The organism is Streptosporangium sp. H13245 (assembly GCF_055690525.1).
In genome coordinates, this window is the sequence record NZ_JBSZKT010000001.1 from 711,414 (window position 1) to 727,864 (window position 16,451).

Sequence of the window (16,451 nt, forward strand, 5' to 3'; positions counted from 1 at the left end):
GTTCGTCGCGTCAGAGGAGCCGCTGATCCGTTTTCCAGGCCCGGATCAGCCGTACGTGTCGCCCGGACCGCGGCTTCCGGTGACCCGCAGGCCGCCGCTGGATCGGGGACCGTTCTGAGGCCCGCGAACTTTTACCTTTTGTACAGTTCCGTCCCCGAGTTCCTCGTTCAGTCTCCTGACGAGCGTCCTCGCCAGCAGACGGACCTGGGTGGCCCAGGCGGTGGAGTCGGCGACCACCACGACCTCGCCCTCGGCGAAGGTCTCCGGCTTGGTGTGGGCCGCCATGTCGGCGCCGACGATCTCGTGCCAGCGACCGAAAACCCCGCCGATCGCGGCGGGCTGCTCCCAGCCCCGGTCGGACAGCAGGTCGGCGATGGCCCTGCCGAACAGCTGGGGGTCGCCGGAGTCCCTGCGCGCCCCCGACGCCCTGCGCCGAGGCTCGCGCCGGGGGAGCTGCCCCCGCCTGGCCGCGTCCGACTTGGCCTGGGCCAGCTTCTCCCTCGCCATCGCGGCCCCCTTGGCCGCCGCGCTCCTCGCCGACCCCGCGGCCACCCCGTCCACACCCGCGCCGTCCGGTACCGCCTGGCCGGGATGGTCACCCGCGCCACGCCGTCCCGGCTCGGTGCCCCGGGGTCCCGCTCCCTCCCCACCGTCATCGGACACGGGCCACGCCCCCCTCGGTCACGTCGAAACGGCCCCCCGCCAGCTCCGCCGGCACGTCGTCGGGGACCGCGGCGGTGATCAGCACCTGCTCCGCGGGGGCGACCATCTCGGCCAGGCGCCGCCTGCGTTTGTTGTCCAGCTCGGCGAAGACGTCGTCCAGGATCAGGACCGGATCGCCGCCGTCCGCCCTGAGCAGGTCGTAGGCGGCCAGCCTGAGCGCCAGCGCAAACGACCACGACTCGCCGTGGCTGGCGTAACCGCGCGCCGGCAGCTCGCCCAGGCCGAGGAACAGGTCGTCGCGGTGCGGGCCGACGAGGGTCACGCCGCGTTCCAGCTCCGAGGCGCGCACCTCCAGCAGGCAGGCCCGCAGCCGCTTCTCCAGCTCGGCGCGGTCGGTGCCCACGTCCGGGGGCAGGGTGCCGCGGTACTCCAGCCCGGCGGGCGCGGAGTCGGGCGCGAGCGCGGCGTACGAGGCGGCGACCAGCGGGCGCAGCGTCTCGACCAGCTCCAGCCTGGCCGCGAGCAGCTCGGCGCCGTGCGTGGCCAGGTGGGCGTCCCAGACCTCCAGGGTGCTCAGCGGGTCTCCCGCCCCCGCCTCGGCGAACGCCGCGTCGCTCTCGGCCCGCCGCGGGCTCCGGCCCCGGCCCCGCCTGGCCTGCGCGGCGGTGCGCAGCAGGGCGCCGCGCTGCTTGAGCACCCGGTCGTAGTCGGCGCGAACCCCCGCGAACCTGGGCGTCCTGGCCACCAGGAGGTCGTCGAGGAACCGGCGCCGCTCGGAGGGGTCGCCCTTGACCATGGCGAGATCCTCGGGGGCGAACAGGACCGTGCGCAGCAGGCCGACGACGTCGCGGGGACGGGAGACGGGGGAGCGGTTCAGCCTGGCCCGGTTGGCCCTGCCCGGGTTGATCTCCAGCTCGACCAGCGCGCGCCGGTCGTCGCGGACCACCGACGAGCGGACGATCGCCCGCGTCGCGCCCTGCCTGACCAGCGGCCCGTCGGTGGCGACCCGGTGGCTGGCCTGCGTCGCCACGTACCCCAGCGCCTCGACCAGGTTGGTCTTTCCCATGCCGTTGGGCCCGACGAAGGCCGTGACCCCCGGCTCCATGCCGAGATCGACGGTTTCGTAGGACCGGAAGTCGGTCAGGGAGAGATGGGCGACATGCACCCCAGGAAGATTAGTCGGCCCCGTCCGTCGCCGGGGCCTCCCGCGTCCGTACGGCCCGCGCCCCCGGGAAAAGGTATGGCGCGAGCCGCTCGGGGACGGCGGGCTATCCGGCCGCCTCGGCCGGGGGCTCGACGTCGGCACCGGGGGAGTCTGCGCCCTTCTCGGCCGCGCCCGCCTTGGAGGTGACCGCGTGACCGCCGAACTGGTTGCGCAGGGCCGCGACGACCTTCATGGCCGGCGAGTCGTCCTGGCGGGAGGCGAACCTGGCGTACAGGGCGGCGGTGATGACCGGCAGCGGGACCGCCAGCTCGACGGCGGCCTGCACCGCCCAGCGGCCCTCGCCCGAGTCCTGCGCGTAGCCCTCCAGCTCCGCCAGGGACGGGTCCTCGTCGAGCGCGCGGACCATCAGGTCGAGCAGCCAGGAGCGGATGACCGTGCCCTGCCGCCAGCTCTTGAAGGAACCGGCCACGTCGGTCACGATGTCGGAGGCCTCAAGCAGCTCCCAGCCCTCGGCGAAAGCCTGCATCATGCCGTACTCGATGCCGTTGTGGACCATCTTGGCGAAATGGCCGGCGCCGACCGTGCCGGCGTGGACGAAGCCGTCCTCCCCCTCGGGCTTGAGGGTCTCGAAGATCGGCATCACCCGCTCGACGTGGGCCTTGTCGCCGCCGACCATGAGCGCGTAGCCGTTCTGCAGCCCCCAGACGCCGCCGCTCACCCCGCAGTCGACGAAGCCGATGTCCTTGGCGGCGAGCTCGGCGCCGTGCTTCTGGTCGTCGACGTAGTGCGAGTTGCCGCCGTCGACGAGGATGTCGCCGGGCGACAGCAGGCCGCCGAGCGCCTCGACCGTCGCCCGGGTCGGGTCGCCCGAGGGCACCATGACCCAGACGGTGCGCGGCGCCTGGAGCCGCTCCACGAGCTCCTCCAAGCTGGCGACGTCACTGACCGCGGGATCGCGGTCGTACCCGACGACGTCGTGGCCTCCGCGGCGCAGGCGCTCCGCCATGTTGCCGCCCATCTTGCCCAGCCCGACCATGCCGATCTGCATGCGAACCCCCTTCAGGGTTTCATCGTTCACCTACGCCAGGCGTGCCCGCGCAAGCCTTACCAGCTCGGCGTTCCCGCCGACAGGGTCACCCGCGGGGCTGTGGAGGACGTCCTCCAGGCCGATGCGCGTGGCCAGTCCAGCCTGCCCCGCCTCGTCCAGGAGAATCCACGCAGGGTCCCCCTCCCCGTGGAGCAGTCTCGGGCCGGGGACACCTCTCTCGGCGAGGCGGTCCAGGACGGCGCGCGCCCGGGGGACGGCGGTGCTAGCGGGACCACCGATGATCTCGACGAGCACCCGCGCGCATTCGAGGCCGGTCGCGGCGAGCGCGTCGGCGTCGTCCACCGACCAGACCCCGGCCTCCACGTCCACCCCGAGCCGCCGCAGATCATGCCACAGGGCCTCGAAGCCGGGCTCGGAGAGGTTCGCCGACGCGAAGTCCGGCAGGTCACCGGGGGCGAGCGCGGCCCAGCCCCGGACGGCGTCGCGCCGCGCGTCCACGTCCCCGCCGGTTATCCACAGCCCTGTGCTCACCCCGACGGGGAGGCCGGGGCACGCCTCGCGTACGGCGCGCACGGCCGCCCCGATGTGGACGGCGCTGAGCGACTCGCTGCCCGCCTCGTCGCGCGGGTGCATGTGAACGGCGACCGCACCCGCCCCACGGGCCTCACGGGCCGCCTCAGCGAGCTCCAGAGGGGTCAGGGGGAGGGCCGGGTGCTCGCCGGGCCTCCTGGCGCCGTTCAGGCACGCCTTGAGCCACGTCGCTCCCCCTCCGGCCCCGCCGCGCGCCTCCGCGCCCGATTCGGGGCCCGGCACTGTCCCCGCCGCGGGATCCCCCGCGCCGGGCCGTCGCGGGGTGCCCATCAGCTGGACAGGCGGATGGGCATGATCAGGTAGCGGTAGTCGGGGATGCCCCCGTCGTCGGCGGGCTTGCCCCCGGTGAGGATGGCGGGCTTGGTGGACGTGGTCATCTGCAGGCGGGCCACGTCGGAGTCGATCGCGCCGAGCCCCTCCAGCAGGAACTGGTGGTTGAAGGCGATGTTGATGTCGTCACCCTCGAAGTCGACGGGGAGCACCTCGACCGCCTGAGCCTCGTCGCCGCTGCCCGCCTCCAGGACGACCTCGTCGCCGCGGAAGGCCAGCCGTACGGGCGTGTTGCGCTCGGCGACCAGGGCCACGCGCTTGACGGCCTCGACGAAGGCGGACGTCGGCAGCTCCGCGCGGGCGGAGAACTCCGTCGGCAGCAGCGAGCGGTACTTGGGGAACTCGGGGTCGAGCAGCCGGGTGGTGGTGCGGCGCCCCGCGCTGGAGAAGCCGATCATGCCCTCACCGGTGCCGCCCGCGGAGCTCATCGCGATCTCGACCTCGGCGCCGGTGCCGCCCAGGGCCTTGGCCGTGTCGGCGAGGGTCTTGCCGGGGATCATCGCGATGGCCGAGAAGTCGGGCTGGCCCGGCTGCCACTTCAGCTCCCGTACGGCGAGGCGGTAGCGGTCGGTCGCGGCGAGCGTGACCGTGTCGCCCTCGATCTCCACGCGGACGCCGGTGAGCATCGGCAGGGTGTCGTCCTTGCCCGCGGCCACGGCGACCTGGCCGACGGCCGAGGCGAACACGTCGCTGCCCACCCGGCCCGCGGCCGGGGGCATGGTCGGCAGGGAGGGGTAGTCCTCCACAGGCATGGTGAGAAGGGTGAACCGGGCGCTGCCACAGGTGACGACCGCCTTGGCGCCCTCCACGACGAAATCCACAGGCTGCGCGGGAAGCGCCCTGGTGATCTCGGCCAGAAGCCTGCCGGAGACGAGCACCACGCCCGCCTCGCCCGTCTGCAGTTCGAGGGTCACCTCGGCGGAGACCTCGTAGTCGAAGCCCGAGAGCTTGAGCTGCCCGTTCTCCGTGACCTCAAGACGCATGCCGGCCAGCACCGGCACGGAGGGACGCGCCGGCAGGCTGCGCGCCGTCCATGCGACCGCCTCAGCGAGCACGTCTCGGTCGACCCGGAACATCACGTGGATCTGCCTCCTGTGTGTCGAGCGCCATCCGCTCGGTGCCTGGGGTTCAAGTGTTCACTGTCCCGCACCTGTGCTCCCTCGGAACCCCTCTTATGGCTCTTGGGTTTCCTAGTTAGAGATACAAGTGGCCTTCGTATTAGGGGCTGTGGATACTGTGGAAAGCCATTGTTTCCGCAGGTCAAGTGCTGTTTTTTCATCCACTGGGGCTGTGGGTGGAGACTGTGGACAACTCTTGGGGCTGGGGAGAACCTCGGAGTACACACAGGCCGTCCCCAGATTCGGGCCCCTCTGTCCCCAAGTTTTCCACGAGGTTTCCCCAGGTTATCCACGGGGTAGGAGGTCGTTTTGTCCTTGTGGAAAACTCTCCCCACAGGCCGTCCCCAGGTTATCCACGAGTTGTCCCCAGGTTGTCCCCAAGTTCTCCCCAGGGTTGTCCACATGCTCCGAACAGCGTTCGGACCAGCGGGTTTCCGGATGATCATGGTTGGGCGCCCCGGAGCCTCCCCGGCCCCCGCGAACCGTTGATCCACAAGGTTTTCCACAGCCTGTGCATCATGAGGTGAAAAACCTCATCATCCGTTGCGGGACTGCTGCTTGATCCGGGTCGTCAGCTCGTTGACCTGGTTGTAGATCGAGCGTCGCTCGGCCATCAGGGAGCGGATCTTCCGGTCGGCGTGCATCACCGTGGTGTGGTCGCGGCCGCCGAACTGCTGGCCGATCTTCGGCAGCGACATGTCGGTCAGCTCCCTGCACAGATACATGGCGATCTGGCGGGCGGTCACCAGCACCCGCGAGCGCGACCCGCCGCACAGGTCGTCGATCGACAGCCCGAAGTACGCGGCGGTGGACGCCATGATCGTGGCGACCGTTATCTCCGAGCCCGCGTCCTCGGTGATCAGGTCCTTGAGCACGACCTCGGTGAGCTGCAGGTCCACCGACTGCCGGTTCAGGCTCGCGAACGCGGTCACCCTGATCAGGGCGCCCTCCAGCTCGCGGATGTTGGTCGAGATGCGGCTCGCGATGTACTCGAGCACCTCGGGCGGCGCGGCCAGGCCCTCCTGGATCGCCTTCTTGCGCAGGATCGCGATCCGGGTCTCCAGCTCGGGCGGCTGGACGTCGGTGATCAGGCCCCACTCGAACCGGTTGCGCAGCCGGTCCTCCAGCGTGACCAGCTGTTTCGGCGCCCGGTCGCTGGAGATGACGATCTGCTTGTTGGAGTTGTGCAGTGTGTTGAAGGTGTGGAAGAACTCCTCCTGCGTCTGCTCCTTGCCCTCCAGGAACTGGATGTCGTCCACCAGCAGGATGTCCACGGCCCGGTAGCGGCCCCGGAAGTTGTCGGCCTTGTGGTCGCGGATGGAGTTGATGAAGTCGTTGGTGAACTCCTCCGAGCTCACGTACCTCACCCGCGCGCCGTCGTAGAGGCTCTGGGCGTAGTGGCCGATCGCGTGCAGCAGGTGGGTCTTGCCCAGCCCCGAGTCGCCGTAGATGAACAGAGGGTTGTACGCCTTGGCCGGCGCCTCGGCCACCGCGACCGCCGCCGCGTGCGCGAACCGGTTGCTGGAGCCGATCACGAAGGTGTCGAAGGTGTACTTCGGGTTCAGCCTGGCCGGTTCGCCCTGCGTGCGGCTCCCCCGGCCGTCCCACCTGTTCTGTACGCCCCCGGCGCCGCCCGCGCCGGGCACGGGGGGCGCGCCTCGGTCGAAGGAGTCGGGCTCGGGCCGGGGCGGGGACGGCTGCGGGGTGTAGCCGCGGCCGTATCCGGGGCCCTGTTCCCCCTGCGAGGGCGCCTGCGACGGCTCGGCGGGGAGGTACGGCTGGGGTGACTCCTCGCCCTGCTGGTACGGGTAGGAGAACGGCTGCGCCTGTGGATAGTCGGTGGACGGCCGCTCGGCCTGGTTGCCCCCCGGATAGGGGTGCTGGAGCCCGGAACCCCCGTGGTGCTGGCCTTGTGCGGGTTGTGCATAACCCTGCTGGGCCCCGCCGGGCTGTGCATAACCCTGCGGCTGCGCCTGGGGATAAGTGTCCTGGCGGGGGGTGAGACCGGACTCGGGACCCGCCGCGCTGGGGTCGACCATGACCGCCACCCGCATCGGGCGGCCGAACTCCTGGGACAGTGCCTGGCTGATGAGCGGGCGAAGCTTGTTTTCCAGGACATCTCTGGCGAAATCCGTGGGCGCGGCGAGCACCACGGTGTCGTTCATGAGGCCGAAGGGCCGGGTCATGTTGAGCCAGACCCGCTGCTGGGACGGGACGTTCTCGTTCAGGGAGTTCTCAAGGGCCCTCGCCCAGACCGCGCTGAGGTCCGTTCCGTCCATGGTCCGGCTCCCCTCCTCCCGACGCGGCCCGCTGGCCCACCGCGATCTGTTTATCCACAACAATGGCCGCCGGGCGCACCGGATCTCGTCGTTGTCCACATGCCGGGAGTCCCGTGGCCCCTTCGTGGGCGCCATGCGAAATCCACATCGAATCCACAGGCTGTGCACAGCCCGTTACCTGCGGTCCGACGCGTCCTCGCAGCGGAGAGAGGGTCTGGAAGGGCCGACAGTAGCCCTGTCCACAGCTGTGTACAAGACGTTGTCCACAGCCTAGTGGCGTACAGGGGGGACGGAGTGCACATCCTGTGGACGGCGAGGCGCCGGTGGATAACGTGCCTGTGGAAACGTGGATAACCTGTGTGGGCGTGCTTCGGGAACACCTTCCGGTTTGACCTGGGACACGCCTGCCCCGTAACGTACGACGGTCGGCTTGCCACGCGGCGGCTATTTCGCATGCCCCGCATCCGGCAGGCCAGCCATTGTCGAGCGTCCCCATGTGCTGGGGATGCGTCTTGAGCCTGGAGCCCACTCGTGAGCAAGCGTACTTTCCAGCCGAACAACCGCCGTCGTGCGAAGACCCACGGCTTCCGGCTCCGCATGCGCACCCGCGCCGGCCGCGCCATCCTTGCCGCTCGCCGTCGCAAGGGCCGCGCCGAGATCTCCGCCTGACGCATCCGTTGTGCCCGGCCCGCCGGGCCTAGGCAGTAGCGCCCGTCGCCCGCCGGCATCGCTGTCGGCGGGCGACGGGCGTACCTGCCCAGGGTGACCAAGATCTCTCGTGCTGCCGTCCGGGTCCCGCATGCGCCGGGGCGACGAGTTCGCCGGCGCGATCAGAGGGGGAAGCCGAGCAGGCCGCCCCACCCTGGTCGCGCACTTCGGCATGCGCGCCGACAGGGACACTCCCCCCCTGGTTGGATTCGTGGTGAGTCGTGCCGTAGGAGGCGCGGTCATCAGAAATCGGGTTAAACGTCAGTTGAGACACCTCATGCGAGACCGTCTCGACCGGCTTCCGAGAGGTAGCCTGCTGGTTGTACGCGCCAATCCACCGGCCGCGTCCGCGCGAAGCGAGCGCATTGCCGCCGAACTCGACGTCGCGCTGGATCGTTTACTCAGGCGGCTGGAGCCCCCCGGGGCTCGCATGGATGGGCGATGATGACGGCGCAGCAGACCGCTGGAATTTCTCCGGCTGCCAGGATCCTGATGGCTCCGATCCGGTTCTACCGGTCCTTCGTGAGTCCTCTGCTGGGTCCCCGTTGCCGCTTCCACCCCTCGTGCAGTGCCTACGGCCTCGAAGCCGTGGCCGTTCACGGCGCGCTGCGCGGCACATGGTTGACGATCCGGAGAATCGGGCGTTGCCACCCATTCCATCCCGGAGGCTTTGACCCGGTGCCCCCGCGCCCGGGCCGGTCCGACGAAACGCAAGGGAGCTAGCTCGGTGGAGCTGTCCTGGCTGAACTGGCTGTACACAGCCGTCGCCCAAGTAATCACCTGGATTCACCAGGGCTACAGCACCTTCATTCCGAAGGACAACGGGCTCAACTGGGCGCTGACCATCATCACGCTCACCGTGCTGATGCGGCTGCTGATCTTCCCGCTCTTCCTCAAGCAGATGCGCTCGTCGAAGAAGATGCAGGAACTGGCGCCCAAGGTCCAGGAGATCCGCAAACGGTATAAGAACGACAAGCAGCGCATGAACCAGGAGGTCATGGCGCTGTACCAGGGGCAGGGGGCCAACCCGCTGGGCGGCTGCCTGCCGATCCTGGCGCAGTTCCCGATCTTCATCTCGATGTTCACCGTGCTGCAGGCCATGGCCGCGGGCCACGCCAAGTTCGGCATGACGCAGGACCTCGTCAACAGCGCCCGGGCCGCGCACATCTTCGGCGCCCCGATCCCGGCGACGTTCTTCACGAGCTCGGCCGACATCCTCAAGCTGGACGCCGACCCGATCATGACCAAGATCGTGCTCGCGATCTTCGTGGCGGTCAGCTCGCTGACGACCTTCCTCACCGTCCGGCAGAGCGTGACGCGCTCGATCGCCCAGATGCCGGACAACCCGATGGCGCAGCAGCAGAAGATCCTGATGTACGTCTCGCCGCTGTTCGCCGTCTTCTCGCTGAACTTCCCCCTCGGCCTGATCCTCTACTGGGTCACCACGAACCTCTGGACCCTCGGCCAGCAGCACTGGTTCTACAGCCGCAACCCCACCCCGGTGGTCGACGCCAAGGGCAACATCACGACTCCCGAGCCCAAGCCGAGCCTGCTGAGCAAGGTCAAGAAGGCCACCCCCGAGCCCGAGGCGCCGCCCGTACCGGAGGCGAAGGTGATCCGGCAGCAGCCCACCCGCCAGCCCCGCAGCAAGCGGACCGGCAGCAAGAAGTCCTGACGTCTCATCCCGACAGCACGAAGGAGTGGCCGGACGTGACCGAGGCCGAGGCCGAGAAGGAGCCCGTGAAGGCGGCTCCCGATCTCGCCGCCCTGGAGCAGGAAGGCGAGATCGCGGCGGACTACGTCGAGGGTCTGCTCGACATCGCCGACATCGACGGTGACATCGACATGGATGTCGAAGGTGATCGCGCCGTGGTGTCGGTCGTCGATATCAAGGGCGGCGACCTGGTCGGCCCCAACGGCGAGATCCTGGAGGCCATCCAGGAGCTGACCCGCCTCGCGGTCCACCGCCAGACGGGTGAGCGGTCGCGCCTGATGCTCGACATCGGCGGGTACCGCGACCGCCGCCGGAGCGAGCTGAGCGAGCTCGGCAGCAAGATCGCGGCGGACGTCAAGCGGAACGGCGAGCCCAAGTCGCTGCAGCCGATGACCCCGTTCGAGCGGAAGATCGTGCACGACGCCGTCGCCGCGGCGGGCCTGCGGAGCGAGTCCGAGGGCGAGGAGCCCCGTCGTTTCGTGGTGGTCCTTCCCGTCTGACACCCCCTAGCGCGACGGCACGGGCTGACAGAGGCCGCCGTCCCCCGGATCCCGGGGGACGGCGGCCTTTTTCGCGGCCCGCCCGGCGTGGACACCGCCCGCGCTGTACGACGGCGCCGAAGCGGGCCGTTAGCCTTGAGACCGGCCTGGCCCCGATATTTCCGAGGGAAGAGTGAGCGTCGAGTGAGTGACCAGATCCCCGAACCGCCCGAGGTCGCGCGCGAGGTGTTCACCGGCGACGCCTGGGCGAGAGCGGAGGCCTTCGCGGAGCTGCTGGCCGGTCCCGGCGTGGTGCGCGGGCTGCTCGGCCCGAGGGAGATACCGCGCATCTGGGACCGTCACCTGCTCAACTGCGCGGTGATCGCCGAAGTCGTGCCCGCCGGTGTGCGCCTGGTCGACATCGGCTCCGGTGCCGGACTGCCCGGCCTGGTCCTCGCGATCGTCCGGCCCGACATCACCGTCACCCTCCTGGAGCCGCTCCTTCGCCGGACGGTCTTCCTGGACGAGTGTGTGGAGTCGCTGAAACTCGACAACGTCGAGGTGCTGCGCGGCCGGGCCGAGGAGTTCGCGGGCAGGCGGGAGTTCGACGTCGCCTCCGCCCGCGCGGTGGCGCCGCTCGACCGTCTGCTGAAATGGTCGCTGCCCCTCCTGCGCGAGGGCGGCGAGCTGCTGGCGATGAAGGGCGAGCGTGCCGCGGAGGAGCTGGCGGACGCGGAGTCGCAATTGCGGTCGAGTGGGGTGCAAACCGCCGAGCTTACATCGGTCGGGCACGGTAAGGTCGAGCCGCCCGCAACTCTCATCCGGGTGGTCGCCGGTCGAGCTCCCGAGGGAGCGCGGAAGGCCTCTCGCCGGAAGGATCGTGCCTCGCGAGGCAAATAGCGCGAGGCCACCAGATAAACCGAGCAAAGCGAGTACGAGGCCAGTGAACGACCGTTCGAGTGCGATCGCCAGCGCGAGGAGCGGTCTCGGCTGGCCCGAGGTTCCCGCCGTTTTGCCCCATGGACGCCTTTCCGGTCTGGGCTGGCCGGCACCGGCTCCCGGTGCCGTAGTCAGGCCGGTTGAAAGGAAGACGACCGTGACCCAGACCCCCCTTAATCCCGGCGACTCGCCGCTGGTACGAGAGGCACTCAGCTCAGTGGTTTCACGTGAAACATCGGCCCAGAAGACCGCCGCCGCTCCCGGAGGTACCGCCGGGGTCCGGGACGGAGACTGGCCTCGCCCTTCCAGAACCCGGATTTTCACCGTCGCCAACCAGAAGGGCGGCGTCGGCAAGACCACCACGTCGGTCAACCTGGCGGCGGCGCTGTCCATGCACGGCCAGCGGGTGCTCGTGGTCGACCTCGACCCCCAGGGCAACGCCTCGACGGCCCTGGCCGTCGAGCACCGAGGCGACGTACCGGACATGTACAAGGTGCTCGTGGAGGACCTGCCGCTCGCGGAGGTCGTGAAGGAGGTCCCGGACATGCCGGGCCTCTACTGCGCCCCCGCGACGATCGACCTGGCCGGTGCCGAGATCGAGCTGGTCTCCATGGTCGCCCGCGAGGCCCGCCTGCAGCGCGCGCTGGCCGCGTACGACGCCGTCGAGTTCGACTACATCCTCATCGACTGCCCTCCCTCGCTCGGCCTGCTGACGGTCAACGCGCTGATGGCCGCGAACGAGCTGCTGATCCCCATCCAGTGCGAGTACTACGCGTTGGAAGGTCTTGGCCAGCTGCTGAGGAACGTGGACCTGGTCCGTGCCCATCTGAACCCCACGCTTGACCTCTCCACCATCCTCATGACGATGTACGACGGGCGCACCCGCCTCGCCTCCCAGGTCGCCGACGAGGTCCGCTCCCACTTCGGCGCGACGGTGTTGAGCACGCTGATCCCTCGAAGCGTGCGCGTCTCCGAGGCGCCGAGCTACGGTCAGTCGGTCATGACGTACGATCCGGGCTCCAGCGGTGCGATGGCCTACATGGACGCCGCCCGCGAGATCGCCTATCGCGGTGCGGCCGTATGAGCGCCGGGAACCCCGTGGCCGTGGCCACGGGCATGTCAGTGAGTGCGACACCTTGAGTCTCGGGAGGGGCAAGTGAGCAAGCAGCCGAGAGGGTTGGGCAGGGGACTGGGGGCGCTCATCCCGACCGGCCCGGCCGTCGTCGCGGAGGCACCCGTGTCGATGACCGTGACCATGGTCGCCCCGGAGCCGGTGGTGCCGGAGCAGCCCGGCCCCAACCCGGTCGCGGGCGCCTACTTCCTTGAGATTCCCGTCGACGACATCGTGCCCAACCCGCGTCAGCCGCGCGACATCTTCGACGAGGAGGCCCTGAGGGAGCTGGCCACCTCGATCGGCGAGGTCGGCCTGCTCCAGCCGATCGTGGTGCGCGCCACGGGTGAGGGACGCTACGAGCTGATCATGGGCGAGCGCCGCTGGCGCGCGTCCAGGGCCGCCGGGCTCTCCGAGATCCCCGCGATCGTGCGGGAGACCCAGGAGGACAAGCTCCTGCTCGACGCGCTCATCGAGAACCTCCAGCGCGAGCAGCTCAACGCCCTGGAGGAGGCGGCGGCCTACCAGCAGCTGCTCGACGACTTCGGCGCGACCCACGAGCAACTCGCCACCCGCGTCGGCCGTTCCCGCTCGCACGTGACCAACACGGTGCGCCTGCTGAAGCTGCCGCCCGGGGTGCAGCGCAAGGTCGCGGCCGGAACGATCAGCGCGGGCCACGCCCGCGCCCTGCTCCGCCTGGACGATCCCGCCGCCCAGGAACACCTCGCCAACCGGATCTCGGCCGAACTGCTGTCGGTCCGCGCGGTCGAGGAGATCGTCGCCGTGGGCGACGCCAAGGCGGCCCCGGCCCCGGTCCAGCGTGCTCCCCGGGCGAAGCCCGACGAGGAGCCCGCCCTCCGGCATCTGGCCGACCGGCTCTCCGACCGCTTCGAGACCCGGGTGAAGGTCGACTTCGGCCGTCGCAAGGGACGCATCGTGGTGGAGTTCGCGACCATCGACGACCTGGAGCGCATCATCGGCACGATGGCCCCGGGGTCGCTGCAGGCGATGGAAGGATGACCTCACCGGCTCCAGAGGCCCGTCGAACACGAGCCCGTGGCGTACTCGCCGAGCCGGTGGATCTTCCCCGAGGCCCCTTCCGGGATGGCTGCCCTCCGGGATGACCCCCGGCGACCGGCCTTCCCGGACGGTTCCCCGGGTATGGGAATGGCCTCCCTGTTTCACGTGAAACAGGGAGGCCATTCCCATACCCGGGGCGGACAGGTTTCGTGCCCGGGGCGGGCAGGCCGGTTCTCGCATCCTCGGCTCTCGTGCCGCTCCCCTGCATCTCCGGCCGCTCCCGGTCCGGCCACCTTCGCATCCCCGCCGCTTCTCGGTTCCCTCCTCGCCCTTCACCCTGCTTCCGGGGCCCCGCTTCCCCGCGCGTTCGCATTCCTGTCCGTGTTCCGTCTCCCGGCCTCCGCGTTGCCACCTCCCCCCGCCCTCCTGTGCTCGCCGTACGGCGTCGCGATGATCGAGGGGAGTCCTCGCTTCCCACACACCTCGCGGGTACGCGTGCGCGGCCTCAGGGCCGTGTGCCCGGCGTCGGCGGGCGACCGTGCCGCGAGGGGGAGACGGCATCGTTTCACGTGAAACATGGGTCGGCAGGCGTACGAAGCGGAGGTCGGCGAGACGCGAGCTTTCGGCGGGGAGGACGGGCGGCCGGGGCCTTGCCTGCGGAACGGCCAGGAGTCTACGTGTGGGAGAGGGGGATGGCGGCCGGTGTTTCACGTGAAACAGTCACGTCCCCGAGGGAGAGATTGTTTCACGTGAAACAGGCGCCGCTCAGGAGCCGACGGCCTCCCGGACGACGAGACGGATGTCGGAGACGAAGGTGTCGACGTGCTCGGGGGTGGTGTCGAAGGCGGTCACCCAGCGGACCACGTTCTCGGTCGCGTCCCAGACGTGAAAGAGGTAGCGCTGCTGCAACTCCGCGATGGCCTTCTCGGGGAGGGCGGGGAAGACGGCGTTGGACTGCACCGGGTAGCGCAGGGAGACGCCGGGGAGATCGGCGATGCCATCGGCCAGGCGGTGGGCCATGGCGTTGGCGTGGGCGGCGTTCCGACGCCAGAGCTCCTCGGTGAGGAGGGCGGTCAGCTGGGCGGAGACGAAGCGCATCTTGGAGGCGAGCTGCATCCCCTGCTTGCGCAGGAACAGCGCCGGGGCGTCCAGCTCCGGGCGGAGAATCACGAGCGCCTCGGCACCCATGGCGCCGTTCTTGGTACCCCCGAAGCTGAGCAGGTCCACGCCCGCGTCCGTGGTGAGGGAGCGGAGCGAGCAGCCGAGCTCGGCCGCCGCGTTGGCCAGCCGGGCGCCGTCCATGTGCAGGAAGAGGTCGTGCGCGTGCGCGAACTCCGCGAGCTCGGCGATCTCGTCGGCGGTGTAGCAGGTGCCGCACTCGGTCACCTGGGAGATGGAGACGACCCTGGGCTGGGAGTGGTGCTCGTCCCCCAGCGTGGACAGCTGGCCGCGGATGTCGTCCACGGAGATCTTGCCGTCCCCGGTGGGAAGGGTGACCAGCTTGGTCCCCAGCACACGTTCGGCGGCACCGCACTCGTTGGTGTTGATGTGGGCGGTGGCCGGGCAGAGCACCGCGTCGTACGCCCGGAGTACGAGCCCGAGGCCCACGACGTTGGCGCCGGTGCCGTTGAACATCGGATAGGTCGTCGCGTGGTCGCCGAACTCGGCGCGGAAGGCGTCCTCCATCGCGGTGGTCCAGGCGTCCCCGCCATAGGCGGGGGCGTCTCCGGTGTTCGCTTCGAGGATGGCGGTGAGAACCGCAGGGTGCACGCCCGCGTGGTTGTCGCTGGCGAAGCTCTTGGGGAATGGGGTGGAGGTCAGCACACGGCCAGCGTAGGGGGAGGCCCGGCCCGCTCGCCGCCCCGGCCCACCCACCCGCCGAATCCGGTCCGGCCCGCCCGCTCATCGAGCCCGGCCCGCCACCCGCTCACCCGCCCGCAGAGTCCGGTCCGGCACCCGCCTCACCGAGCCCGGTCCGCCACCCGCCCGCCGAATCCGGTCCGCTGCCCGCTCATCCGCTCACCGAATCCGCCCCGGCCCGTCCGCCACCGGCCCTCACCCCGCCGGTCCCCCCACCCGCCGTCGGCCCGGCCCACCGGCCCGGTCCGGCGGTTCGGGCCATCGGTTCGGCCCGGCCGCCGGTCCGGTCTCAGGCTCCGCGCTTGGCGGCCTGTTCCAGGAGGACCCGGCAGAGGGTGCCGAGGTCGTCCCCGGCGGCCTCCGCGGCCATGGGGAGGAGGGACGTCTCGGTCATCCCCGGGGCGACGTTCACTTCGAGGAAGTGGGGCAGGCCGTCCGCGTCGACGATCAGGTCGGTACGGGAGACGTCCCTGAGGCCGAGGGCGGTGTGCGCGGTCACCGCCATCTCGGCGCAGGCCGCCGACGCCTTGGGCGAGAGGCGCGCCGGGGCGAAGAACTCGGTGTGCCCGGCGGTGTAGCGGGCCGCGTAGTCGTACACGCCCTCGTTGGCGACGATCTCCACCGGGGGCAGCGCCACGGGCCCGTTCCCGAGGTCCACCACGGAGACGGCGACCTCGACCCCTTCGACGCAGCGCTCGATCAGCGCGGTGTCGCCGTAGGCGAAGCAGCCGACCATGGCGGCGGGGAACTCCTCGGCGCTGCGCACGATCGACGCGCCGAGCGCCGAGCCGCCACGGGACGGCTTGACGAACAGGGGAAGGCCGAGGCGGTCCACGATGCGGGCCAGCACCGCGGAGGCGCCGAGGTCGTGGAAGGTCTCCTTGGGCAGCGTCACCGATTCGGGGGTGCGCAGCCCGACGGAGCGGACGACGGTCTTGGCGGTGGGCTTGTCGTAGGCGACCCGGCAGGCGTCGGGGCCGGCGCCGACGTACGGGACGGAGAGGAGTTCGAGGATCGAGCGGATGGCGCCGTCCTCGCCCGCTCCGCCGTGGAGGGTGACGAAGACCGCGTCCGGCGGGTCCGCGAGCATGGCGGGAACCAGTGACGCGTCGGTGTCGCGGGTCTCCACGGAGATGCCCGCTCCCCGCAGCACCTCGCTCACCCGCCGGCCCGAACGCAGCGAGACCTCCCGCTCGTAGGAGAGCCCGCCCGCCAGGACGAGCACATTGCCCAGGTCACGCATCCGACATACCTCTCGTCAAGGCCCGCTCCGAGCCTGTCCTGTCGCTCTCGTCACGCGCGGCCCGGTTGTCCCGACGGATCGGGATCGATCACCGCGCACCGGCGCAGGAAGTCACCGTACGGCACCCGAGGGGAGGAACTCATGCCGGAGGTGTCCCGTGGCACGGGGCACCTCCGGAGGCCG

At 70.4% G+C, this 16,451-nt stretch carries 16 protein-coding genes; 8 read left to right on the forward strand and 8 right to left on the reverse strand.

Going from position 1 to position 16,451, the window contains the following annotated elements; translation table 11 throughout:
• Positions 1 to 45: 45 nt before the first annotated feature.
• From ACW9TB_RS03345 to dnaA, 6 genes are all read right to left on the reverse strand, one after another.
• Positions 46 to 663: a DciA family protein gene (locus ACW9TB_RS03345; RefSeq protein ID WP_472746407.1), complete on the reverse strand. Its 618-nt coding sequence runs from the start codon at positions 661 to 663 to the stop codon at positions 46 to 48.
• Positions 653 to 1,828 carry a DNA replication/repair protein RecF gene (gene recF / locus ACW9TB_RS03350; RefSeq protein ID WP_472746408.1) on the reverse strand — a complete coding sequence of 392 codons (1,176 nt, stop codon included), beginning with the start codon at positions 1,826 to 1,828 and terminating at the stop codon, positions 653 to 655. The genes ACW9TB_RS03345 and recF overlap by 11 nt, the downstream gene beginning before the upstream one ends.
• Before the next feature lie 103 nt (positions 1,829 to 1,931).
• Positions 1,932 to 2,876: a phosphogluconate dehydrogenase (NAD(+)-dependent, decarboxylating) gene (gene gnd / locus ACW9TB_RS03355; RefSeq protein WP_472746409.1), complete on the reverse strand. Its 945-nt coding sequence runs from the start codon at positions 2,874 to 2,876 to the stop codon at positions 1,932 to 1,934.
• 30 nt (positions 2,877 to 2,906) lie between these two features.
• Positions 2,907 to 3,737: a 3-keto-5-aminohexanoate cleavage protein gene (locus tag ACW9TB_RS03360; protein ID WP_472746410.1), complete on the reverse strand. Its 831-nt coding sequence runs from the start codon at positions 3,735 to 3,737 to the stop codon at positions 2,907 to 2,909.
• Positions 3,737 to 4,876, reverse strand: coding sequence for a DNA polymerase III subunit beta (gene dnaN / locus ACW9TB_RS03365; RefSeq protein ID WP_472746411.1), 1,140 nt, complete (start codon positions 4,874 to 4,876; stop codon positions 3,737 to 3,739). Before dnaN ends, ACW9TB_RS03360 begins: the two co-directional genes overlap by 1 nt.
• 575 nt (positions 4,877 to 5,451) lie before the next feature.
• Positions 5,452 to 7,194 (reverse strand): chromosomal replication initiator protein DnaA, encoded by a 1,743-nt coding sequence (dnaA, locus tag ACW9TB_RS03370; protein WP_472746412.1) that lies wholly within the window; start codon positions 7,192 to 7,194, stop codon positions 5,452 to 5,454.
• 531 nt (positions 7,195 to 7,725) lie between these two features.
• Here dnaA and rpmH point away from each other — a divergent pair.
• From rpmH to ACW9TB_RS03410, 8 genes are all read left to right on the forward strand, one after another.
• A complete protein-coding gene (gene rpmH / locus ACW9TB_RS03375) occupies positions 7,726 to 7,863 on the forward strand; it encodes a 50S ribosomal protein L34 (protein ID WP_329088117.1) in 138 nt (45 codons plus the stop codon).
• Positions 7,864 to 7,972: 109 nt separating this feature from the next.
• The gene (rnpA, locus tag ACW9TB_RS03380) at positions 7,973 to 8,347 is read left to right on the forward strand and encodes a ribonuclease P protein component (RefSeq protein ID WP_472746413.1); all 375 of its coding nucleotides are present in this window, start codon (positions 7,973 to 7,975) and stop codon (positions 8,345 to 8,347) included.
• Positions 8,344 to 8,625: a membrane protein insertion efficiency factor YidD gene (gene yidD, locus ACW9TB_RS03385; RefSeq protein WP_425582575.1), complete on the forward strand. Its 282-nt coding sequence runs from the start codon at positions 8,344 to 8,346 to the stop codon at positions 8,623 to 8,625. The genes rnpA and yidD overlap by 4 nt, the downstream gene beginning before the upstream one ends.
• Before the next feature lie 4 nt (positions 8,626 to 8,629).
• Positions 8,630 to 9,577, forward strand: coding sequence for a membrane protein insertase YidC (gene yidC, locus ACW9TB_RS03390; protein WP_472746414.1), 948 nt, complete (start codon positions 8,630 to 8,632; stop codon positions 9,575 to 9,577).
• A 35-nt stretch (positions 9,578 to 9,612) separates the two neighbouring features.
• Positions 9,613 to 10,116, forward strand: coding sequence for a Jag family protein (locus ACW9TB_RS03395; RefSeq protein WP_472746415.1), 504 nt, complete (start codon positions 9,613 to 9,615; stop codon positions 10,114 to 10,116).
• A 183-nt stretch (positions 10,117 to 10,299) separates the two neighbouring features.
• On the forward strand, positions 10,300 to 10,995 hold the full coding sequence (gene rsmG, locus ACW9TB_RS03400) for a 16S rRNA (guanine(527)-N(7))-methyltransferase RsmG (RefSeq protein ID WP_472746416.1): 696 nt from the start codon (positions 10,300 to 10,302) through the stop codon (positions 10,993 to 10,995).
• 196 nt (positions 10,996 to 11,191) lie between these two features.
• Positions 11,192 to 12,118, forward strand: coding sequence for a ParA family protein (locus ACW9TB_RS03405; RefSeq protein ID WP_472746417.1), 927 nt, complete (start codon positions 11,192 to 11,194; stop codon positions 12,116 to 12,118).
• Between the two features lie 72 nt (positions 12,119 to 12,190).
• A complete protein-coding gene (locus tag ACW9TB_RS03410; RefSeq protein ID WP_472746418.1) occupies positions 12,191 to 13,165 on the forward strand; it encodes a ParB/RepB/Spo0J family partition protein in 975 nt (324 codons plus the stop codon).
• 765 nt (positions 13,166 to 13,930) lie between these two features.
• On the opposite strand, the gene ACW9TB_RS03415 is transcribed toward ACW9TB_RS03410, so the two are convergent.
• On the reverse strand, positions 13,931 to 14,989 hold the full coding sequence (locus tag ACW9TB_RS03415) for a threonine aldolase family protein (protein ID WP_472746419.1): 1,059 nt from the start codon (positions 14,987 to 14,989) through the stop codon (positions 13,931 to 13,933).
• Positions 14,990 to 15,314: 325 nt separating this feature from the next.
• The gene (locus ACW9TB_RS03420; protein ID WP_472746420.1) at positions 15,315 to 16,268 is read right to left on the reverse strand and encodes a D-alanine--D-alanine ligase family protein; all 954 of its coding nucleotides are present in this window, start codon (positions 16,266 to 16,268) and stop codon (positions 15,315 to 15,317) included.
• Positions 16,269 to 16,451 lie beyond the last annotated feature (183 nt).